Source organism: Klenkia sp. AC732, assembly GCF_979256525.1.
In genome coordinates this window covers 95,751-111,873 of the sequence record NZ_CEEDOS010000009.1, presented here as the reverse complement: position 1 = coordinate 111,873, position 16,123 = coordinate 95,751, and the positions used below count along the sequence as shown (strand labels likewise).

The 16,123-nt window shown below is 74.7% G+C and carries 12 protein-coding genes; 8 read left to right on the top strand and 4 right to left on the bottom strand.

Annotated features, from left to right (window positions below; translation table 11 throughout):
- Both glgB and AC0IVP_RS06365 read left to right on the top strand, forming a co-directional pair.
- Positions 1-2,366 (top strand): 1,4-alpha-glucan branching protein GlgB (gene glgB, locus AC0IVP_RS06370; RefSeq protein WP_471755329.1); only part of this gene is annotated, 2,366 nt, incomplete at its 5' end.
- 175 nt (positions 2,367-2,541) lie between these two features.
- Entirely contained in the window at positions 2,542-3,948 is a 1,407-nt protein-coding gene (locus AC0IVP_RS06365; RefSeq protein ID WP_471755327.1) for a neutral zinc metallopeptidase, read from the top strand.
- 34 nt (positions 3,949-3,982) lie between these two features.
- Here the strand turns inward: AC0IVP_RS06365 and AC0IVP_RS06360 are convergent, their stop codons facing one another.
- Entirely contained in the window at positions 3,983-5,005 is a 1,023-nt protein-coding gene (locus AC0IVP_RS06360; RefSeq protein ID WP_471755325.1) for a tetratricopeptide repeat protein, read from the bottom strand.
- Between the two features lie 336 nt (positions 5,006-5,341).
- On the opposite strand from AC0IVP_RS06360, the gene AC0IVP_RS06355 reads away from it, so the two are divergent.
- Together AC0IVP_RS06355 and AC0IVP_RS06350 are read left to right on the top strand one after the other, a co-directional pair.
- Positions 5,342-5,896: a C40 family peptidase gene (locus AC0IVP_RS06355; RefSeq protein ID WP_471755323.1), complete on the top strand. Its 555-nt coding sequence runs from the start codon at positions 5,342-5,344 to the stop codon at positions 5,894-5,896.
- A gap of 236 nt (positions 5,897-6,132) precedes the next feature.
- The gene (locus AC0IVP_RS06350; RefSeq protein ID WP_471755321.1) at positions 6,133-7,008 is read left to right on the top strand and encodes a hypothetical protein; all 876 of its coding nucleotides are present in this window, start codon (positions 6,133-6,135) and stop codon (positions 7,006-7,008) included.
- A 165-nt stretch (positions 7,009-7,173) separates the two neighbouring features.
- On the opposite strand, the gene AC0IVP_RS06345 is transcribed toward AC0IVP_RS06350, so the two are convergent.
- Genes AC0IVP_RS06345 through AC0IVP_RS06335 form a run of 3 tightly spaced genes read right to left on the bottom strand, consistent with a single transcriptional unit; the run spans position 7,174 to position 10,832 of the window.
- Positions 7,174-8,646 carry a phytoene desaturase family protein gene (locus AC0IVP_RS06345; RefSeq protein WP_471755319.1) on the bottom strand — a complete coding sequence of 491 codons (1,473 nt, stop codon included), beginning with the start codon at positions 8,644-8,646 and terminating at the stop codon, positions 7,174-7,176.
- Between the two features lie 24 nt (positions 8,647-8,670).
- Positions 8,671-9,627, bottom strand: coding sequence for a methylmalonyl Co-A mutase-associated GTPase MeaB (gene meaB, locus AC0IVP_RS06340; RefSeq protein WP_471755317.1), 957 nt, complete (start codon positions 9,625-9,627; stop codon positions 8,671-8,673).
- Positions 9,628-9,629: 2 nt separating this feature from the next.
- Positions 9,630-10,832: an acetyl-CoA C-acetyltransferase gene (locus AC0IVP_RS06335; protein ID WP_471755315.1), complete on the bottom strand. Its 1,203-nt coding sequence runs from the start codon at positions 10,830-10,832 to the stop codon at positions 9,630-9,632.
- Between the two features lie 160 nt (positions 10,833-10,992).
- Here AC0IVP_RS06335 and mce point away from each other — a divergent pair, with 160 nt between their 5' ends.
- From mce to AC0IVP_RS06315, 4 genes are all read left to right on the top strand, one after another.
- Positions 10,993-11,448 (top strand): methylmalonyl-CoA epimerase, encoded by a 456-nt coding sequence (gene mce, locus AC0IVP_RS06330; RefSeq protein WP_056290007.1) that lies wholly within the window; start codon positions 10,993-10,995, stop codon positions 11,446-11,448.
- A gap of 116 nt (positions 11,449-11,564) precedes the next feature.
- Complete coding sequence (gene ccrA / locus AC0IVP_RS06325; protein ID WP_056288387.1) at positions 11,565-12,896, top strand: crotonyl-CoA carboxylase/reductase; 1,332 nt, start codon at positions 11,565-11,567, stop codon at positions 12,894-12,896.
- A 99-nt stretch (positions 12,897-12,995) separates the two neighbouring features.
- Positions 12,996-14,075, top strand: a complete 1,080-nt coding sequence (locus tag AC0IVP_RS06320) for a hypothetical protein (protein ID WP_471755313.1) — start codon at positions 12,996-12,998, stop codon at positions 14,073-14,075.
- 189 nt (positions 14,076-14,264) lie between these two features.
- Positions 14,265-16,031 carry a hypothetical protein gene (locus tag AC0IVP_RS06315; protein ID WP_471755311.1) on the top strand — a complete coding sequence of 589 codons (1,767 nt, stop codon included), beginning with the start codon at positions 14,265-14,267 and terminating at the stop codon, positions 16,029-16,031.
- Positions 16,032-16,123: the final 92 nt, after the last annotated feature.

Genomic DNA, 16,123 nt, shown 5'->3' with positions numbered 1-16,123 from the left:
CCGCCGAGGGCTCCCCCGCCCCCGACGCGGCGCCCCCCGGTGACCAGGCGTCGGCCGCGGAAGCACCGGGCCGGCACGCCGCGGTGATCGGCACGCCGGCCGCCACGCCGGGGCCCAGCGTCTACGACGCCCCGCAGGAGGCCCCGCCGGTCGAGCTGGCCCCCGTCACCGAGAGCCCGGCCGGCCCGGAGCCGGTCGACGGCGAGGCCGTCCGCGCCGTCGTCGAGGGCTGGTCGCACGACCCGCACGCCGTCCTCGGCGCCCACCAGGCCGGCTCGGGCTGGGTGGTCCGCACGCTGCGCCCGGACGCCGTGTCGGTGACCGTGGTGGACCAGGACGGCAGCCGGCACGAGGCCTCCCAGCTGCACGGCGGCGGCGTCTACGAGGCCGCCCTCCCCCAGCAGCCCGGGGACTACCGGGTCGAGGTCGTCTACAGCGACGGCGAGGGCGGCACGAACACCGTGCTCGCCGACGACCCCTACCGGTGGCTGCCCACACTGGGCGAGGTGGACCAGCACCTGATCCGCGAGGGCCGGCACGAGCGGCTCTGGGAGGTCCTCGGTGCCCACCCGCGCTCCTACGAGACCCCCGGTGGCACCGTCACCGGCGCCTCCTTCGCCGTCTGGGCGCCCAACGCCCGCGGCGTGAAGGTCACCGGCGACTTCGACTGGTGGCAGGCCCGCGCCCTGCCGATGCGCTCGCTGGGCTCCTCCGGCGTCTGGGAGGTCTTCGTCCCCGGTGTCGAGGTCGGCCAGCGCTACCGCTTCCACGTGCTGGGCGCCGACGGCGTCTGGCGGGAGAAGTCGGACCCGATGGCCTTCGCCACCGAGGTGCCGCCGCTGAACGCCTCGGTGGTCACCGAGTCCACCTACACCTGGGACGACGACGCCTGGCTGGCCGACCGCGCGGAGGGCAACTGGCACGCCCGCCCGGTCAGCGCCTACGAGGTGCACGTCGGGTCCTGGAAGCAGGGGCTGTCCTACCGTCAGCTGGCCGACGAGCTGGTCGAGTACGCCACGTACGCCGGGTTCACCCACCTGGAGTTCATGCCGGTCGCCGAGCACCCCTTCGGCGGGTCCTGGGGCTACCAGGTCAGCGGCTACTACGCCCCGTCCTCCCGCTTCGGCGTCCCCGACGACTTCCGTTACCTGGTCGACAAGGCCCACCAGGCGGGCCTGGGCATCATCATCGACTGGGTGCCGGCGCACTTCCCCAAGGACGAGTGGTCGCTGGGCCGCTTCGACGGGACCGCGCTCTACGAGCACGGTGACCCCCAGCGCGGCGAGCAGATGGACTGGGGCACCTACGTCTTCGACTTCGGCCGCTCCGAGGTCCGCAACTTCCTGGTCGCCAACGCCCTGTACTGGCTCAAGGAGTTCCACGTCGACGGCATCCGGGTCGACGCCGTCGCCTCGATGCTCTACCTGGACTACTCCCGCGAGGAGGGCCAGTGGACGCCCAACGTGCACGGCGGCCGGGAGAACCTGGAGGCGGTGGCGTTCCTGCAGGAGATGAACGCGACGGTCTACCGCGAGGTGCCCGGGGTCATGACGATCGCGGAGGAGTCGACCGCGTGGCCGGGCGTCACCCGGCCCACCTACCTGGGCGGCCTGGGCTTCGGCTTCAAGTGGAACATGGGCTGGATGCACGACTCGCTCGGCTACGTCGAGAAGCAGCCGGTGCACCGCGTCTACCACCACAACCAGCTGACGTTCTCCCTGGTCTACGCCTACAGCGAGAACTACGTGCTGCCGATCAGCCACGACGAGGTCGTGTACGGCAAGGGCTCGCTGCTGCGCAAGATGCCCGGTGACCGCTGGCAGCAGCTGGCCAACGTGCGCGCCTACCTGGCCTACATGTGGGCCCACCCGGGCAAGCAGCTGCTCTTCATGGGCCAGGAGTTCGCCCAGGACGGCGAGTGGGCCGACTCCCGCTCGCTGGACTGGTGGCACCTGGACGACCCGGCGCACCGCGGCGTGCTCTCCCTGGTCGCCGACCTCAACGCCCGGTACAAGGAGACCGAGGCGCTGTGGAGCCAGGACGTCGACCCGGCCGGGTTCCAGTGGATCGACGCCAACGACGCGACCAGCAACGTGCTGAGCTTCCTGCGTTACGGCAGCGGCGGCCAGGCACTGGCCTGCGTCGCCAACTTCGCCGGCACCCCGCACGAGGGCTACCGGATCGGCCTGCCGCGCGGTGGCCGCTGGCGTGAGGTGCTCAACACCGACGCCGAGGCCTACGGCGGCTCCGGGGTGGGCAACCTGGGTGGCGTCGACGCCGTCGCCGAGCCGTGGCACGGGCAGCCGTTCTCCGCCACCCTCAGCGCCCCGCCGCTGGGCACCGTCTGGTTCCTGCACGAGAGCTGAGCCGCCCCACCGGGCGACCGCACCCAACGCCCGCCGTCCCACCCGGGACGGCGGGCGCTGTGCGTCCACCCCAGCCGGGTGGCGCACGGACTCGCCTCGTCGCGGAGCCGCAGCAGGTCGGCCATGATGGTGGCGTCGGCCGGTCCCCCGGTCGGCGCGCGGAGAACGGGAGCCCATGACGTCGACGTCCCGCCTGGTGGCTGTCGCTGCCGGCGCCCTGTCCCTGAGCGTGCTGCTCACCGGCTGCTCCTCGACGCTGGTGCCCGGCCAGGCCTCCCCCGCGGGGCCCGCCATCAGCGACGTGGCACCCGGGGACTTCCCGATCACCGGCGCGGCCGAGACCGAGGTCGACGTCACCATGCGCAACGCCCTCGCCGACCTCGACGCGTACTGGAAGGCACAGTTCCCCGACGTCTACGGCGAGGACTTCCCGTCGCTGACCGGTGGCTACTACTCCGTCGACCCGAACGACGTCGACGAGTCGCTGTACCCCGAGGGCGTGATCGGCTGCGGCGCCGACCCCTCCGAGGTGGAGGGCAACGCCTTCTACTGCCCACCCGGCGCCAGCGGCACCAACGACGACTCGGTCAGCTACGACCGGACCTTCCTGCAGGAGCTCGCCGACGAGTTCGGTGCCTTCCTGCCCGCCCTGGTGATGGCGCACGAGTTCGGTCACGCGGTGCAGGGGCGGGTGGGCTACCCGGCCGACGACACCTCCATCAACGTGGAGACCCAGGCCGACTGCTTCGCCGGTGCCTGGACGCGCTGGGTCGCCGACGGCAACTCCTCGCACGAGACGATCCGGGCCACCGACCTGGACGACCTGCTGCGCGGGTACCAGCTGCTGCGCGACCCGGTCGGCACGGCCGCGGACAACACGCAGGCCCACGGGTCCTACTTCGACCGGGTCTCGGCCGTGCAGGAGGGCTACGACGGCGGCGCCACCGCCTGCCGGGACAACTACGAGGCCGACCGGCGGTTCACCCAGGCCGAGTTCACCGACAGCACCGAGGCCGCATCCGGCGGCAACGCCTCCCCCGAGGCGGTCACCGGGCTGATCGAGACGGCGCTGCCCGAGTACTACACCGACTCCTTCCCCGACGACCTGGGCACGGACTTCACCGCACCGACCATCGAGGCCTTCGAGGGCACCGCCCCCGACTGCGAGGGCGTCTCCCCCGAGGCCGACGTCTACTACTGCCCCGCCGACGACACGGTCGGCTACGACGTCACCGACCTGGCCGACCCCGCCTACTCCGACATCGGCGACTTCGCCGTGCTCACCGCGGTGGCGATCCCCTACGGCCTGGCCGCCCGGGAGCAGCTGGGCCTGTCCACCGACGACGAGGACGCCATCCGGTCGGCGACCTGCCAGGCCGGGGCGTTCTCCGGCGCCGTGCTGAACGAGGAGGTCCCCAGCATCACCATCTCCCCGGGCGACTTCGACGAGGCGGTCCAGTTCCTGCTCAGCTACGGCTCGGACCCCGACGTGTTCCCCGACGTCGGCCTGTCCGGCTTCCAGCTCGTCGACGTGTTCCGCACCGGCTACCTGCAGGGGCTGACCGCCTGCGGCCTCAGCTGAGCCGAGGCCGCCGGCGGGTCCGACCGCGAGCGGGTCAGAACAGGGCGGCCGACAGCTGCCGGCGGGCGGCCCCCACCCGGGGGTCCTCGTCACCGACGACGCTGAACAGCTCGACCAGGTGCACGCGGGCGACGTCCCGGTCCTCGCCGGCGGTGCGCCGCACGACGTCCAGCAGCCGGGCGAACGCGGCGTCGACGTCGCCGGTGCCCAGCAGGAAGTCCGCGGCCCGGGTCTGGGCGGCGACGTCGTCGGGGGCGGCGTCGGCGGCGGCCAACGCGTTCGGGCCGGCTTCCTCCGCGCGGCGGAACAGCTGCACCTGCTTGAGCGCCAGGCCGGCGACCGGGTGCGTGGGCTCCGCGTCCAGGATCGCCTGGTAGGCGGCCTCGGCGGCAGGCAGGTCGCCGCGGTTCAGGGCGTCGTCGGCGGCGTCCAGGCGCGGGTCCTCGGGCTCCTCGCCCTCCTCGCCCTCGGCAGCGCCGGGCACGCCACCACCGGTGGTCGCGCCGACCAGCTCGGTGATGAACTGGCGGGCCTGCTCCTCGGGGATGGCCCCGGTGAACTCGGCGACCAGCTGGCCCTGCCAGACGGCCTTGACCGCCGGGATGCCCTGCACGCGCAGCCCCTGGGACAGGTTGGGGTTGGCATCGACGTCGACCTTGGCGAGCACCCAGGCACCGCCGCCCTCCAGCGCCAGCTTCTCCAGCACCGGGGACAGCTGCTTGCACGGCCCACACCACTCTGCCCACAGGTCCAGCACGACCGGCACCTGGAAGGAGCGGTCGATGACCTCGGTCTGGAAGGTGGCCTCGTCGACGTCGATCACGGCACTGCCGGCGGCACCCACGGGGGCATCGGCGCTGGGCGGCGGCGCGGCGGCGGCCCGCGCGGCGGCGTCCGAGCGGGCCTTCACCGCGGCCAGGTCGACAGCACCGGCCAGCGACGCGGCCATCTGCGCCTGCTGCGCGGCGGCGCGGGGGTCGGTGGGTCCGGGTCGAGCGGGGCGGTTCGGCTGCATGAGGACGATCATCCCACCGGCCGGGGCGCCGACGCTCGCCACGGGGAGGCCGCTGCTGTGCCCCGGATCACCTCCGCAGGCAGCTCCGGGGGTGACCTGCCCGGACGCCGCGCTCCCCGCTCCCCCGGCCGCCCGTGGGGTTGCGGGGTCCCCCGGGGGGCTGCCTACGGTCGTCGGGCCGATCGGGAGGTCGTCGTCGCCACCGGACGGCCCCGACCCGGCACCGCCGGAGTGCCGCCCCAGCCCGGGGCCAGGCCGAGGGTCGCGAGGTGCCCGTGAGCACCCGACCCGCTCCGCCACTGGCCCCCCGCCCGCCGTCCGGTGTGCGCCCGGCGCGTGGTGTCCCGGCGGACGACGCGAGAGGAGCGAGTGCCACCCATGGCGACCACCCACCCCACCGAGCTCGACCAGCACCACACCAGCGACGACCACCCCCGGGACCACCGCAGCCCGCTGCGGTCCCGGCTGGCCCGGGTCCTCGTGACCGGCGCCGCCGCGGCCACGCTGTCGGTCGGCGTGCTGCCCGGCACCGCGAGCGCCCAGACCGCGGCCCCGGTCGCCGCGACCGCTGCCGCCGGCCAGTCGCCCACCGCGCAAGCCGCCGTCGACGCCGCGATGACCCAGGTCGGCAAGGGCTACGCCTACGGCGGCAACGGCCCGGACGCCTACGACTGCTCCGGCCTCACCACCGCCGCCTACGCCGCCGCCGGGGTCGCACTGCCGCGGACCAGCAGTGCCCAGTCCCAGGTCGGCACCCCGGTCTCCCGCGCCGACCTCGTCCCCGGTGACCTGGTCTTCTTCTACTCCCCGGTCAGCCACGTCGGCATCTACGTCGGCGACGGCCAGATGGTCAACGCACTGAACTCCAGCACCGGCGTCGTCGTCAGCAGCGTGGACATGCCCGGATTCGCCGGCGCCTCCCGCGTCGCCTGACGGTCCGCCCTGACCCTGCTCGATGTGACATCGAGCAGGGTCCGGGCAGGGCCGTCCCCCCTGATGTGACATCGAGCGGAGTCCAGCGGGTCCATCCCCCTGATGTGACATCGAGGGGGGTCTTCAGGCGTTCGAGCCCCTGGATGTGACATCGAGGGGTTCCGGCTCCTGTCTGCGGGCCTCGGCCTGTGGACGACGGCGCACACGGCCGGGCCGTGTGCAGGCAGGCTCCCCAGGTGGCACCCACCCCGAGCTGTCCGCCCGAACTGCGCGGGGTCGTGTTCCGCGGCTCGCACGCCGTGCGCCGGGGGCAACTGACCACCACGCACCTGCGGTCGAGGGCCTTCGTCCGGCTGTTCCGCGACGTGCGCGCCGGACCCGACGTCGTCGTCGACCACCGGGTGCGGGCCGTCGCGGCAGCGCAGCTGCTTCTGCCCGGCGCCGTCGTCGCCGGTCGCAGCGCTGCCGTCCTGTGGGGCGTCCCCCTCGCCGGGCTGACGGACGACGTCGAGCTGGTCCTGCCGCCCGGGTGCACCTCCGGGCGCGTGGACGGGGTGCGCGTCCGACGCGAGCGGATCGCTGTCGAGGAGACGGTGCTCCGGTCCGGCGTCGCCGTCACGTCCTTGGTGCGCACCGCCTTGGACCTGGCCCGCGCGCGCCCGGTCGAGGAGGCGGTTGCCCTGGTGGACCGGTTCCTGCTCGCCGTGCCGGTGGGTCCGGCGGAGGTGCTCGCCGCCGCCCGCGCCGACCCCAGCCGCGGCGCACGCCGTCGCGAGGCCGTGGTGCGACTCGCCGACGGGCTGGCCGAGTCACCCCAGGAGACCGTCGTGCGCCTGCTGCTCCAGCGCGCCGGGCTCCCCGCGCCGATCCCGCAGTTCCGGGTGCTGCACGAGGGGCGGGAGGTGGCCCGGGTGGACCTCGGCTGGCCGGCTCACCGGGTCGCCGTCGAGTACGACGGCCGGTGGCACGGAGGGACCGCGCAGTTCGCCCGCGACCGGGCCCGGTTGAACCGGCTCACCGCTGCCGGCTGGCGGGTGGTCTTCGTGACCGCCGAGGACCTGAGGGACCCGGCGTCCGTCGTCGGCCGCGTTCGCGCCGAGCTGGCCCGCTGACCCACGCAGCCGTCACACGGGGCCATCGAGCAGCCCCGAGCCGCAGACACACCCCTCGATGTCTTATCGAGCAGCCCCGAGCCGGGGCGACACCCCTCGATGTCACATCGAGCAGCCCCGGGGCGGGGCGACGCCGCTCGATGTGACACAGAGCGGGGCCGCGGGTCAGGCGGGGGGTGCGGGGCGGAGCGGGGGCGGGGTGCGGACGCCGAAGACCTTCCGCAGCGCCACCTTGGCGGCGTTGTCACCGCACATGCCGTGCACCGCGGGACCCGGCGGGGTGGCGGCGGAGGCGAGGAAGACGCCGTCCAGCGGGGTCGAGTAGGTGTTCCAGCGCGGCACCGGGCGGGCGAGCATCTGGCGGAGCGAGGCCTCGCCGTTGGAGATGTCGCCGCCCACGTCGTTGGGGTTCCACTGCTGCATCTGCGGGGCGGTCATGGTCGCCCGGGCCAGGATCGTGTCCTTGAAGCCGGGGGCGAAGCGCTCGACCTGGGTCTCGATCTCGGCGGTCATGTCGACGTCGGAGCCGTGCGGCACGTGCACGTAGGCCCAGAACACGTGCCTGCCCTCGGGCGCCCGGGTGGGGTCGACCACGGTGGGCTGGACGGCGAGCACGTAGGGGCGGTCGGTCAGCCGACCGGCGGCGGGGGCGGCCTCCCCGGCGATCGTCTCGGCCAGCGTGCCGGCGACGTGCACGGTGCCGGCCCGGCGGACGTCGGGGTTGGTCCAGGGCACCGGGTCCGACAGCGCCCAGTCCACCTTGAAGACGCCGGGGCCGTGCTTGTAGCGGTTCACCCAGCGCGCGTACCCGGGGTGCATCCGGTCCCCGGCCATCGCCACGAACGCACCCGGCGAGGTGTCCAGCAGCACGGCCGGGACGCCGTCGAACTCGCGCAGGTCGGTGACCTCGTGGCCGAGTTCGACCGAGCCGCCCTGCTGCTCCAGCGCGGTGACCATGGCGTCGGCCATCGTCTGGGTGCCGCCCTCGGGCAGCGGCCAGCCGCGGTGGTGGGCCAGCATCGACAGCACCATCCCCAGCCCGGCGGTGAGCGGGCGGGTCAGGTCGAGCATCCCGTGTGCGGCGGCGCCGCCGATGAGCGCGCGGGCCTTCTCCCCCTCGAAGGCCTTGTGCGCCAGCCACCGCACGTTGGGCAGCGCGTTGAGGGCGAACCGGGTGATCGCCGGGATGCTGCGGGTGGGCAGCCGGCGGAAGGCGGAGGACAGGAAGAAGTCGATGACGTCGTCGCCGTGCTCGACGAGCTGGCTGAACAGCGCCCGGTAGGCGTCCCCGTCGGCACCCAGGCCGGCGGCGGTCTGCTCCAGCGAGCGGTACGCGACGGCGGCGTCCCCGCCGTCGAGGGGGTGGGCGTAGGCGACCTCGGGGTGCAGCATGCGCACGCCCCGGGACTCCCAGTCGAACTCCCGGAAGAACGGGGAGGCGACGCCCATCGGGTGCACCGCGGAGCAGATGTCGTGTGCGAACCCGGGGAGGGTGACCTCCTCGGTCCGCATCCCGCCACCGGGGCGGTCACCGCGCTCGACGACCTGCACGCGCAGGCCCGCGGCCGACAGGCGCAGGGCAGCGGCCAGGCCGTTCGGGCCGGCTCCGACGACGACGGCGTCCGGCTTGGTGGTCACCTGCCCATCCTCCCCCGGCGGGGGTCAGAGCCGCCCGACGAGCTCGTCGGCCGCGGCGTAGGGGTCCAGCTCGCCGACCAGCACCCGGCCGGCCAGGGCGTCCAGCGCCTCGGCGCCGCCGACGTCGCCCATCCGCCGGCGCAGCTCGCCGACGGCGATGGCCTCCACCTCGCGGGCGGCCCGCAGCCGTCGCCGGCGCTCGCCCTCCCCGGAGGTGGTGAGCCAGGCGCGGTGGTCCTCGACCGCGGCGAGCAGGTCGTCCACCCCGTTGTCGGCGTCCCGGGAGGCCACGGTGCGCACGACCGGGGGCCGCCAGCCGGCATCCGGGGCCATGGTGAGCATGGAGCGCAGCTCGCGGGCGGTGCGGTCCGCGCCGTCCCGGTCGGCCTTGTTGACCACGAGGACGTCGGCGACCTCGAGGATGCCGGCCTTGGCCGCCTGCACGCCGTCACCCATGCCGGGGGCGACGAGCACCAGGGTGGTGTCGGCCAGCGAGGCGACCTCCAGCTCCGACTGCCCCACCCCCACGGTCTCGACGACGACGACGTCGCAGCCGGCCGCGTCGAGCACCCGCAGCGCCTGCGGGGTGGCCCAGGACAGCCCGCCCAGGTGCCCGCGGGAGGCCATCGAGCGGATGAAGACCCCGGGGTCGCCGGCGTGGTCGCCCATCCGCACCCGGTCGCCCAGCAGCGCCCCACCGGAGAACGGCGAGGACGGGTCGACGGCGAGGACCCCGACCCGCAGGTCCCGGGCACGCAGCCCCCGGACGACAGCCGTGGTGGTGGTCGACTTGCCGACGCCGGGCGGGCCGGTGATGCCCAGCACCCGGGCGCCGCCGGTGTGCGGGGCCAGCGCTGCGGCCACCTCGCGGAGGACCGGGCTCTCGTCCTCGACCAGGCTGATCAGCCGGGCGACCGAGCGGGGGTCGCCGTCCCGGGCGCCGGCGACGAGTGCGCCGACGTCCGGGGTGCGGCGTCCCACTGTCAGGCGGGGACGTGCAGGACCAGCGCGTCGCCCTGGCCGCCGCCACCGCACAGCGCGGCGGCGCCGACGCCGCCACCGCGGCGCTTGAGCTCCAGGGCCAGGTGCAGGGCGATCCGGGCGCCGCTCATGCCGACCGGGTGGCCCAGTGCGATGGCCCCGCCGTTGACGTTGACGCGCTCGGGGTCCAGGCCGAGCTCGCGGGTGGACACGATGCCGACCGCGGCGAAGGCCTCGTTGATCTCGACCAGGTCCAGGTCGGTGGGGCTGATGCCCTCGCGCTCGCAGGCCTTGGCGATCGCCCGGGAGGGCTGCTGCTGCAGCGAGGCGTCCGGACCGGCGACGACACCGTGCGCGCCGATCTCGGCCAGCACGGTCAGGCCCAGCTCGGCGGCCTTGGCGGCGCTCATCACCACGACGGCGGCGGCGCCGTCGGAGATCTGCGAGGCAGTGCCGGCGGTGATCGTGCCGTCCTTCGCGAACGCGGGCTTCAGGCGGCCGAGGGACTCGGTGGTGGTGTCGGGGCGGATGCCCTCGTCCTCGCGGAACTCGATCGGGTCGCCCTTGCGCTGCGGGATGGAGACGGTGACGATCTCGTCGTCGAACAGGCCGTTCTCGTGCGCGGCCGCGGCGCGCTGGTGGCTGGCGGCGCCGAAGGCGTCCTGCTCCTCGCGGGTGAGGGAGTACTGCGCGTTGTGCTGCTCGGTGAGCACGCCCATGGCGACCTGGTCGAAGGTGTCGGAGAGCCCGTCGTGGCTCATCGAGTCCACCAGCGCGGTGTCACCGAACTTGGTGCCCGAGCGGCTGTTGGCCAGCAGGTGCGGGGCCTGGGTCATCGACTCCATGCCCCCGGCGACGACGACCTCGAACTCACCGGCGCGGATGAGCTGGTCGGCCAGCGCGATGGCGTCCAGCCCGGACAGGCAGACCTTGTTCAGCGTGAACGAGGGCACCGACATCGGGATGCCGCCGGCGACCGCGGCCGGGCGGGCCGGGTTCTGGCCGGCGCCGGCCTGGATGACCTGGCCCATGATCACGTACTCGACCTGGTCGCCGCTGATGCCTGCCTTCTCCAGGGCGCCCTTGATGGCGACGCCCCCGAGGTCGGCGGCGGAGAAGTCCTTGAGCGAGCCGAGCAGCCGGCCCATCGGGGTGCGGGCGCCGCCGACGATCACGGAGCGGTTCTTCGCTGCAGGCTGGGTCATGCCGTCCTCCACTCGGTCCGGCCACCCTCGTTGGCGACCTCGTCCGGCCCTCCAGCGTAGGGCTGCCCGGGGTCCGACGCCGACGGCTGGTGACCGAGGTCACCGGGCTGGCCCCCGCCCGGGGGTGCCGGTCCCGCGGGGCGACCGGCAGCATGCCGGCATGAGCGTCGACGGAGCCGCCACCGGCCTGCCCACCGAGCTGTTCACCACGATCGACCACGTGGGGATCGCCGTCCCCGACCTGGACGAGGCGTTGGCCTTCTACGACCGGGCCTTCGGGATCGTGTCGGTGCACGAGGAGACCAACGAGGAGCAGGGCGTCCGCGAGGCCATGCTCGCCGTCGGCGACGGCCAGACCCGGATCCAGCTGCTCGCGCCGCTGACCCCGGAGTCCACGATCGCGAAGTTCATCGGCCGCTCGGGCCCGGGCCTGCAGCAGCTGGCCTTCCGGGTGGTCGACGTCGAGGCGGTCAGCGCCGTGCTGCGCGAGCGCGGACTGCGGCTGCTCTACGACGAGCCCCGTCGCGGGACGTCGGGCAGCCGGGTCAACTTCGTGCACCCCAAGGACGCCGGGGGCGTGCTGGTCGAGCTGGTCGAGCCCGCCCCGACGTCCTGACGGCGCACTGAGGCGCCGCTCACACTGCCTTGCCACTTCCCTACTGGTCAGTAACATCCGGCACCACCTGCAGGACCCCGCACGACTCCGAGCCAACGACGACCCGGGAGCACCGCGTGAACGAGATCAGGGACGCCATCCTCGCCGACCACCTCAGCGACATCGGGGGCCTGGCCGTGCCGGACTCCTACCGCGGTGTGCTGGTGCGCAGGGACGAGCAGGACGTGTTCGAGGGCCTGCCCACCAAGGAGAAGGACCCCCGCAGGTCCCTCCACGTGGAGGAGGTGGCCACCCCCGAGCTCGGCCCGGGCGAGGCGGTCGTGGCGGTGATGGCCAGCTCGGTCAACTACAACACCGTCTGGACGTCGATCTTCGAGCCCGTGAGCACGTTCGGGTTCCTGGCCCGCTACGGCAAGCTCTCCGAGCTCACCAAGAAGCACGACCTGCCCTACCACGTGGTGGGCTCGGACCTGGCCGGCGTCGTCCTGCGGGTGGGCCCCGGGGTGAACAAGTGGAAGCCCGGCGACGAGGTCGTCGCGCACTGCCTGTCCGTCGAGCTCGAGGACCCGGCCGGCCACGACGACACGATGATGGACCCGCAGCAGCGGATCTGGGGCTTCGAGACCAACTTCGGCGGCCTGGCCGAGCTGGCCCTGGTCAAGAGCAACCAGCTGATGCCCAAGCCCGGGCACCTCACCTGGGAGGAGGCCGCCGCGCCGGGCCTGGTGAACTCCACCGCCTACCGGCAGCTGGTCAGCCACAACGGCGCGAACATGAAGCAGGGCGACACCGTGCTCATCTGGGGCGCCTCGGGTGGCCTGGGCTCCTACGCCACCCAGATGGCGCTCAACGGCGGCGCGATCCCGGTCTGCGTCGTCTCCAGCCCGGAGAAGGCCGAGATCGTCCGGCGGATGGGCGCCGAGCTGGTCATCGACCGCTCCGCCGAGGGCTACCGGTTCTGGAAGGACGAGCACGAGCAGGACCCCAAGGAGTGGCAGCGGCTGGGCAAGAAGATCCGCGAGCTCACCGGCGGCGACGACCCCGACATCGTCTTCGAGCACCCCGGCCGGGAGACCTTCGGCGCCAGCGTCTACGTCGCCAAGAAGGGCGGCACGATCGTCACCTGCGCCTCCACCAGCGGCTACATGCACTCCTACGACAACCGCTACCTGTGGATGAACCTCAAGCGGATCGTCGGCTCGCACTTCGCGAACTACAAGGAGGCGTGGGAGGCCAACCGGCTCATCGACAAGGGCCTCATCCACCCGACGCTGTCCAAGGTCTACCCGATGGAGGAGGTCGGGCAGGCCGCGCTGGACGTCCACCGCAACGCCCACCAGGGCAAGGTCGGGGTGCTGACGCTGGCCCCCGAGGAGGGTCTCGGCGTCCGGGACACCGCCAAGCGGGAGCAGCACCTGGAGGCCATCAACCGCTTCCGCGGGGTCTGAGCACACCGCGCCGGGCCGGTCCTGCGCACTGCCTGTGAGAGTGCGACGGACCGGCCCGACACGCCCGACAGGGCCCCGGGTGTCTGGGAGGATGGGCCCATGAGCGACCCCCACTCCGACCTGCTGCCGCTCCGCGAGGCCACCTACTCCTTCGAGGTGGTGCGCAAGGGGTACGACCGCGACCAGGTCGCCGAGGCGATCGAACGCCTGGACGCGGACCTGCGGGTCACGATGGCCGACCGGGACGCCGCGGCACAGCGGTCCTCGGAACTGGCCTCGCAGCTCAACGCGCTGCAGAGCGAGATGGAGGGGCTGCGCCGCAAGGCCGCCTCGGCCGGGGCGCCCACCTTCGAGAACATGGGCGAGCGCATCTCGCACATGCTGCGGCTGGCCGAGGAGGAGGCCGCGGAGATCCGTCGTGCCGCGGAGGCCGACGCCGAGCAGGTCCGGGCGCGGGCCACGGCCGACGCGCAGGCCGCCGACGAGCGGACCCGGGCCGGCCAGACCGAGACCGAGGAGCTGCTCGCCGGCGCCCGGCAGCAGGCCGGCGAGGTCACCGCCGCCGCTCAGGCGCACGCCGACGAGCTGGTCACGGCCGCCGAGGAGCGCGTCGCGCGGCTCGACGCCGACTCCCAGGCCCGGCGGACGAAGATCGAGGAGGACTTCGAGATCGCCCAGCGGGCCCGTCGCAGCGAGGCGGCCCGGCTCGAGGAGGAGCGCGACCGCTCCTCGCGGCAGGCCGCCGAGCAGCGTGTCGCCGCGGCCGAGCAGCACGCCGCGGGCCTGGTCGCCGACGCCGAGGCGCGGGCGGCCTCGATCCGCCGGGTGCGCGACGAGCTGACCTCCCGGCTGCACGACGTGCGGGCCCTGCTGGGCCAGCTCCCCGACCTGGGCGACCGTCCCGACCCCGAGGCGCCGTCGGAGCCGGCGTCCGACCCGGCGGGGGCGACGCCGGCACCGACCGGGCCGGCCGTGCCGGCCGTGCCGGCCCAGGCCGCCGGGCAGCAGCAGGGGCCGCCGGCCCCGGGCGCCACCCGCGCCCCGGGTCGTCCCGCCGTCCCCACCCCGGCGGGCGACGACGACGGTCCCTCCACCGCGGTGCAGCCCGCGGTGCGCTCCGTGCCCGCCTCCACCGGCAGCGTCCCGGCCCAGCCGCAGGGCAGCGCACCCCGCCGCTGACCCCGCACCACCAGCACGCCCCCGGACGCCCCCCAGCACCCCCGCCCCGGAGCAGGCGGGCGTCCGTCGTCCGACTGGCCTTCCGTGACTCAGCGTGTCAAGATCAACACAGGAACGGGCGGGTCTCCGATCGTCGACCCGCGCATCGGTCACGGGGTGACCGACCCCCCGGCGGCCAGGAGGGACGACGTGCCCGAGCAGTCCACCCTGGACGACGCCGCACCCGCACCGGCGCCCTCCGACCGCGCCGACCGACCGGCCCGCCACCGGTCCACCCGCACCGCCCCTCCCCGCTGGTCGGTGCTGGCCCCGCTCGCCGCCGTGCTGGTCAGCGCCCTACTGGCCGCCCGGACGCTGCGCAGCAGCCCACTCGCCGACGACGGTGCCCTGACCGGTCCGGCCTGGGCCTGGCTGGACGGCGGCCCCACTCCGGCACTGCTCACCCCGGACGGCCTGGCCACGGTGCACACCGCCGGCTGGGCGCTGGCGACCCGGGCCTTCGACCGACACGACGGGCTCGCCGCAGCCGGGCGCGAGCTGCTCTGGACCACGCTGGTCGTGTCCTGCCTGCTCCTCTGGGCGCTGGCCCGCCGCGCCGGCCTCGGGGACGGCGCCGCCGCGATCGCCGTGCTGGCCTTCGGTGCGGTGCCCGGGCTGGTGCTCCTGCACGCGGTCAGCTCCCCCGCCTCACTGGCCGTGCCCTGGGTGCTGCTCGCCGGGCTGCTGGCCACCCGGCACCGACGCCGCGGACCCCGGACGGCCGCGGCGCTGTGCCTCGCCCCCGCGGTGCTGCTGGCCCCCGACGTGGCCCTGCTCCTGGTCGCCGCTGCGGCCGGGGCGCTGTCGGTCGGCCGGGTCCGCCCGGACTGGTCGCCGACCGTCCGGGTGGTCGCAGCGGGCCTGCTCGCGCCGGTGTTCGTCGCCCTGGTGCTGCTGCTCCCGGGATGGGACCCCCAGCCCCCGGTGACCACGCCCTGGGCGGCCGGGGAGACGCCGTCGGTCCTGCTGACCGCGGGCCTGCTCACCGCCGGCGCCCTCGCCGCCTGGCTGCTGCCCCGCTGGCGGCCGCCGGCGGCTGCACTGGCGGTCACCACCCTGGCCGCCGTCGCTCCCCCCGGACGGTTCGCGGCGCTCGTGGTGTGCCTGCCGGTGGCCGCGGTCCTGGTCGGTGCCCTCGTGCAGCGCCTGGTGACGGTGCCCGGCGTGCACCGGGCGCGGCCCGTGCTGCTGGTCGTGGGCGGCGCGACGCTGGCCACCGCGGTCGCCCTGGCGGCGGTCGTGCTGCCCTCCGCACGGGCCGACGACTTCGGGGCTGCCGACCGGGCGGAGCTGCTGGACTGGCTGGGCTCCGAGGTGTCCCCGCAGACCCCGGTGGCCGCCGACGGGCTGCTCGCCGACGAGCTGGACCGCGCCGGCGTCACCGTCGGCAGCGGTGGGCTGGAGGTCCTGCGCGGGGAGCCGGCCGACGAGGCCGTCCGCGACGACGTGGTCGCCCGCTTCGGCGACGACGACACCGCCCTCGTCGTGGTGGACCCGGGCCGGGCCGAGCCGACGGCCGACCAGCGCGCCCTCCGCCGCCAGCTGGCCGCGGCCCTGCTGACCAACCCGACCACCGCCGAGGCCGGTCAGGCCACCGGCGCCCTGCTCTCCGGCGACGTCGACCCGCGTCTGCTCACCCTGCTGGCCGGAATCGCCGCCCAGTACGGCGTCGGCATCTCCTCGTTGCCCGCGGTCCCCGGCGAGGTGGGCACCCCGGTCCGCCGGGTCGTCGTGGACTCCGTGGCCGGTACGCCACTGCGCGAGGACCCCGGCCTCGTCGTCCTGGTCACCACCTGGCTGTCGGCGCAGCTGCCGCCCTACGCGCCGGCGTCGGTGACCCCGCTCGAGGACGGCCTGCTCATCTCCTACGGCTACGCCTCCGACCCCGACGGCCTGGTCGTCGCCGCAGGTGGGTAGGCGGTCGGCCACCGCGACGTGCATCATGGGGACGGACCGTTCCCGGTCCGGGAACCGCCTCGCAGCGCCCCCGCAGCACACCGCAGCCCCAG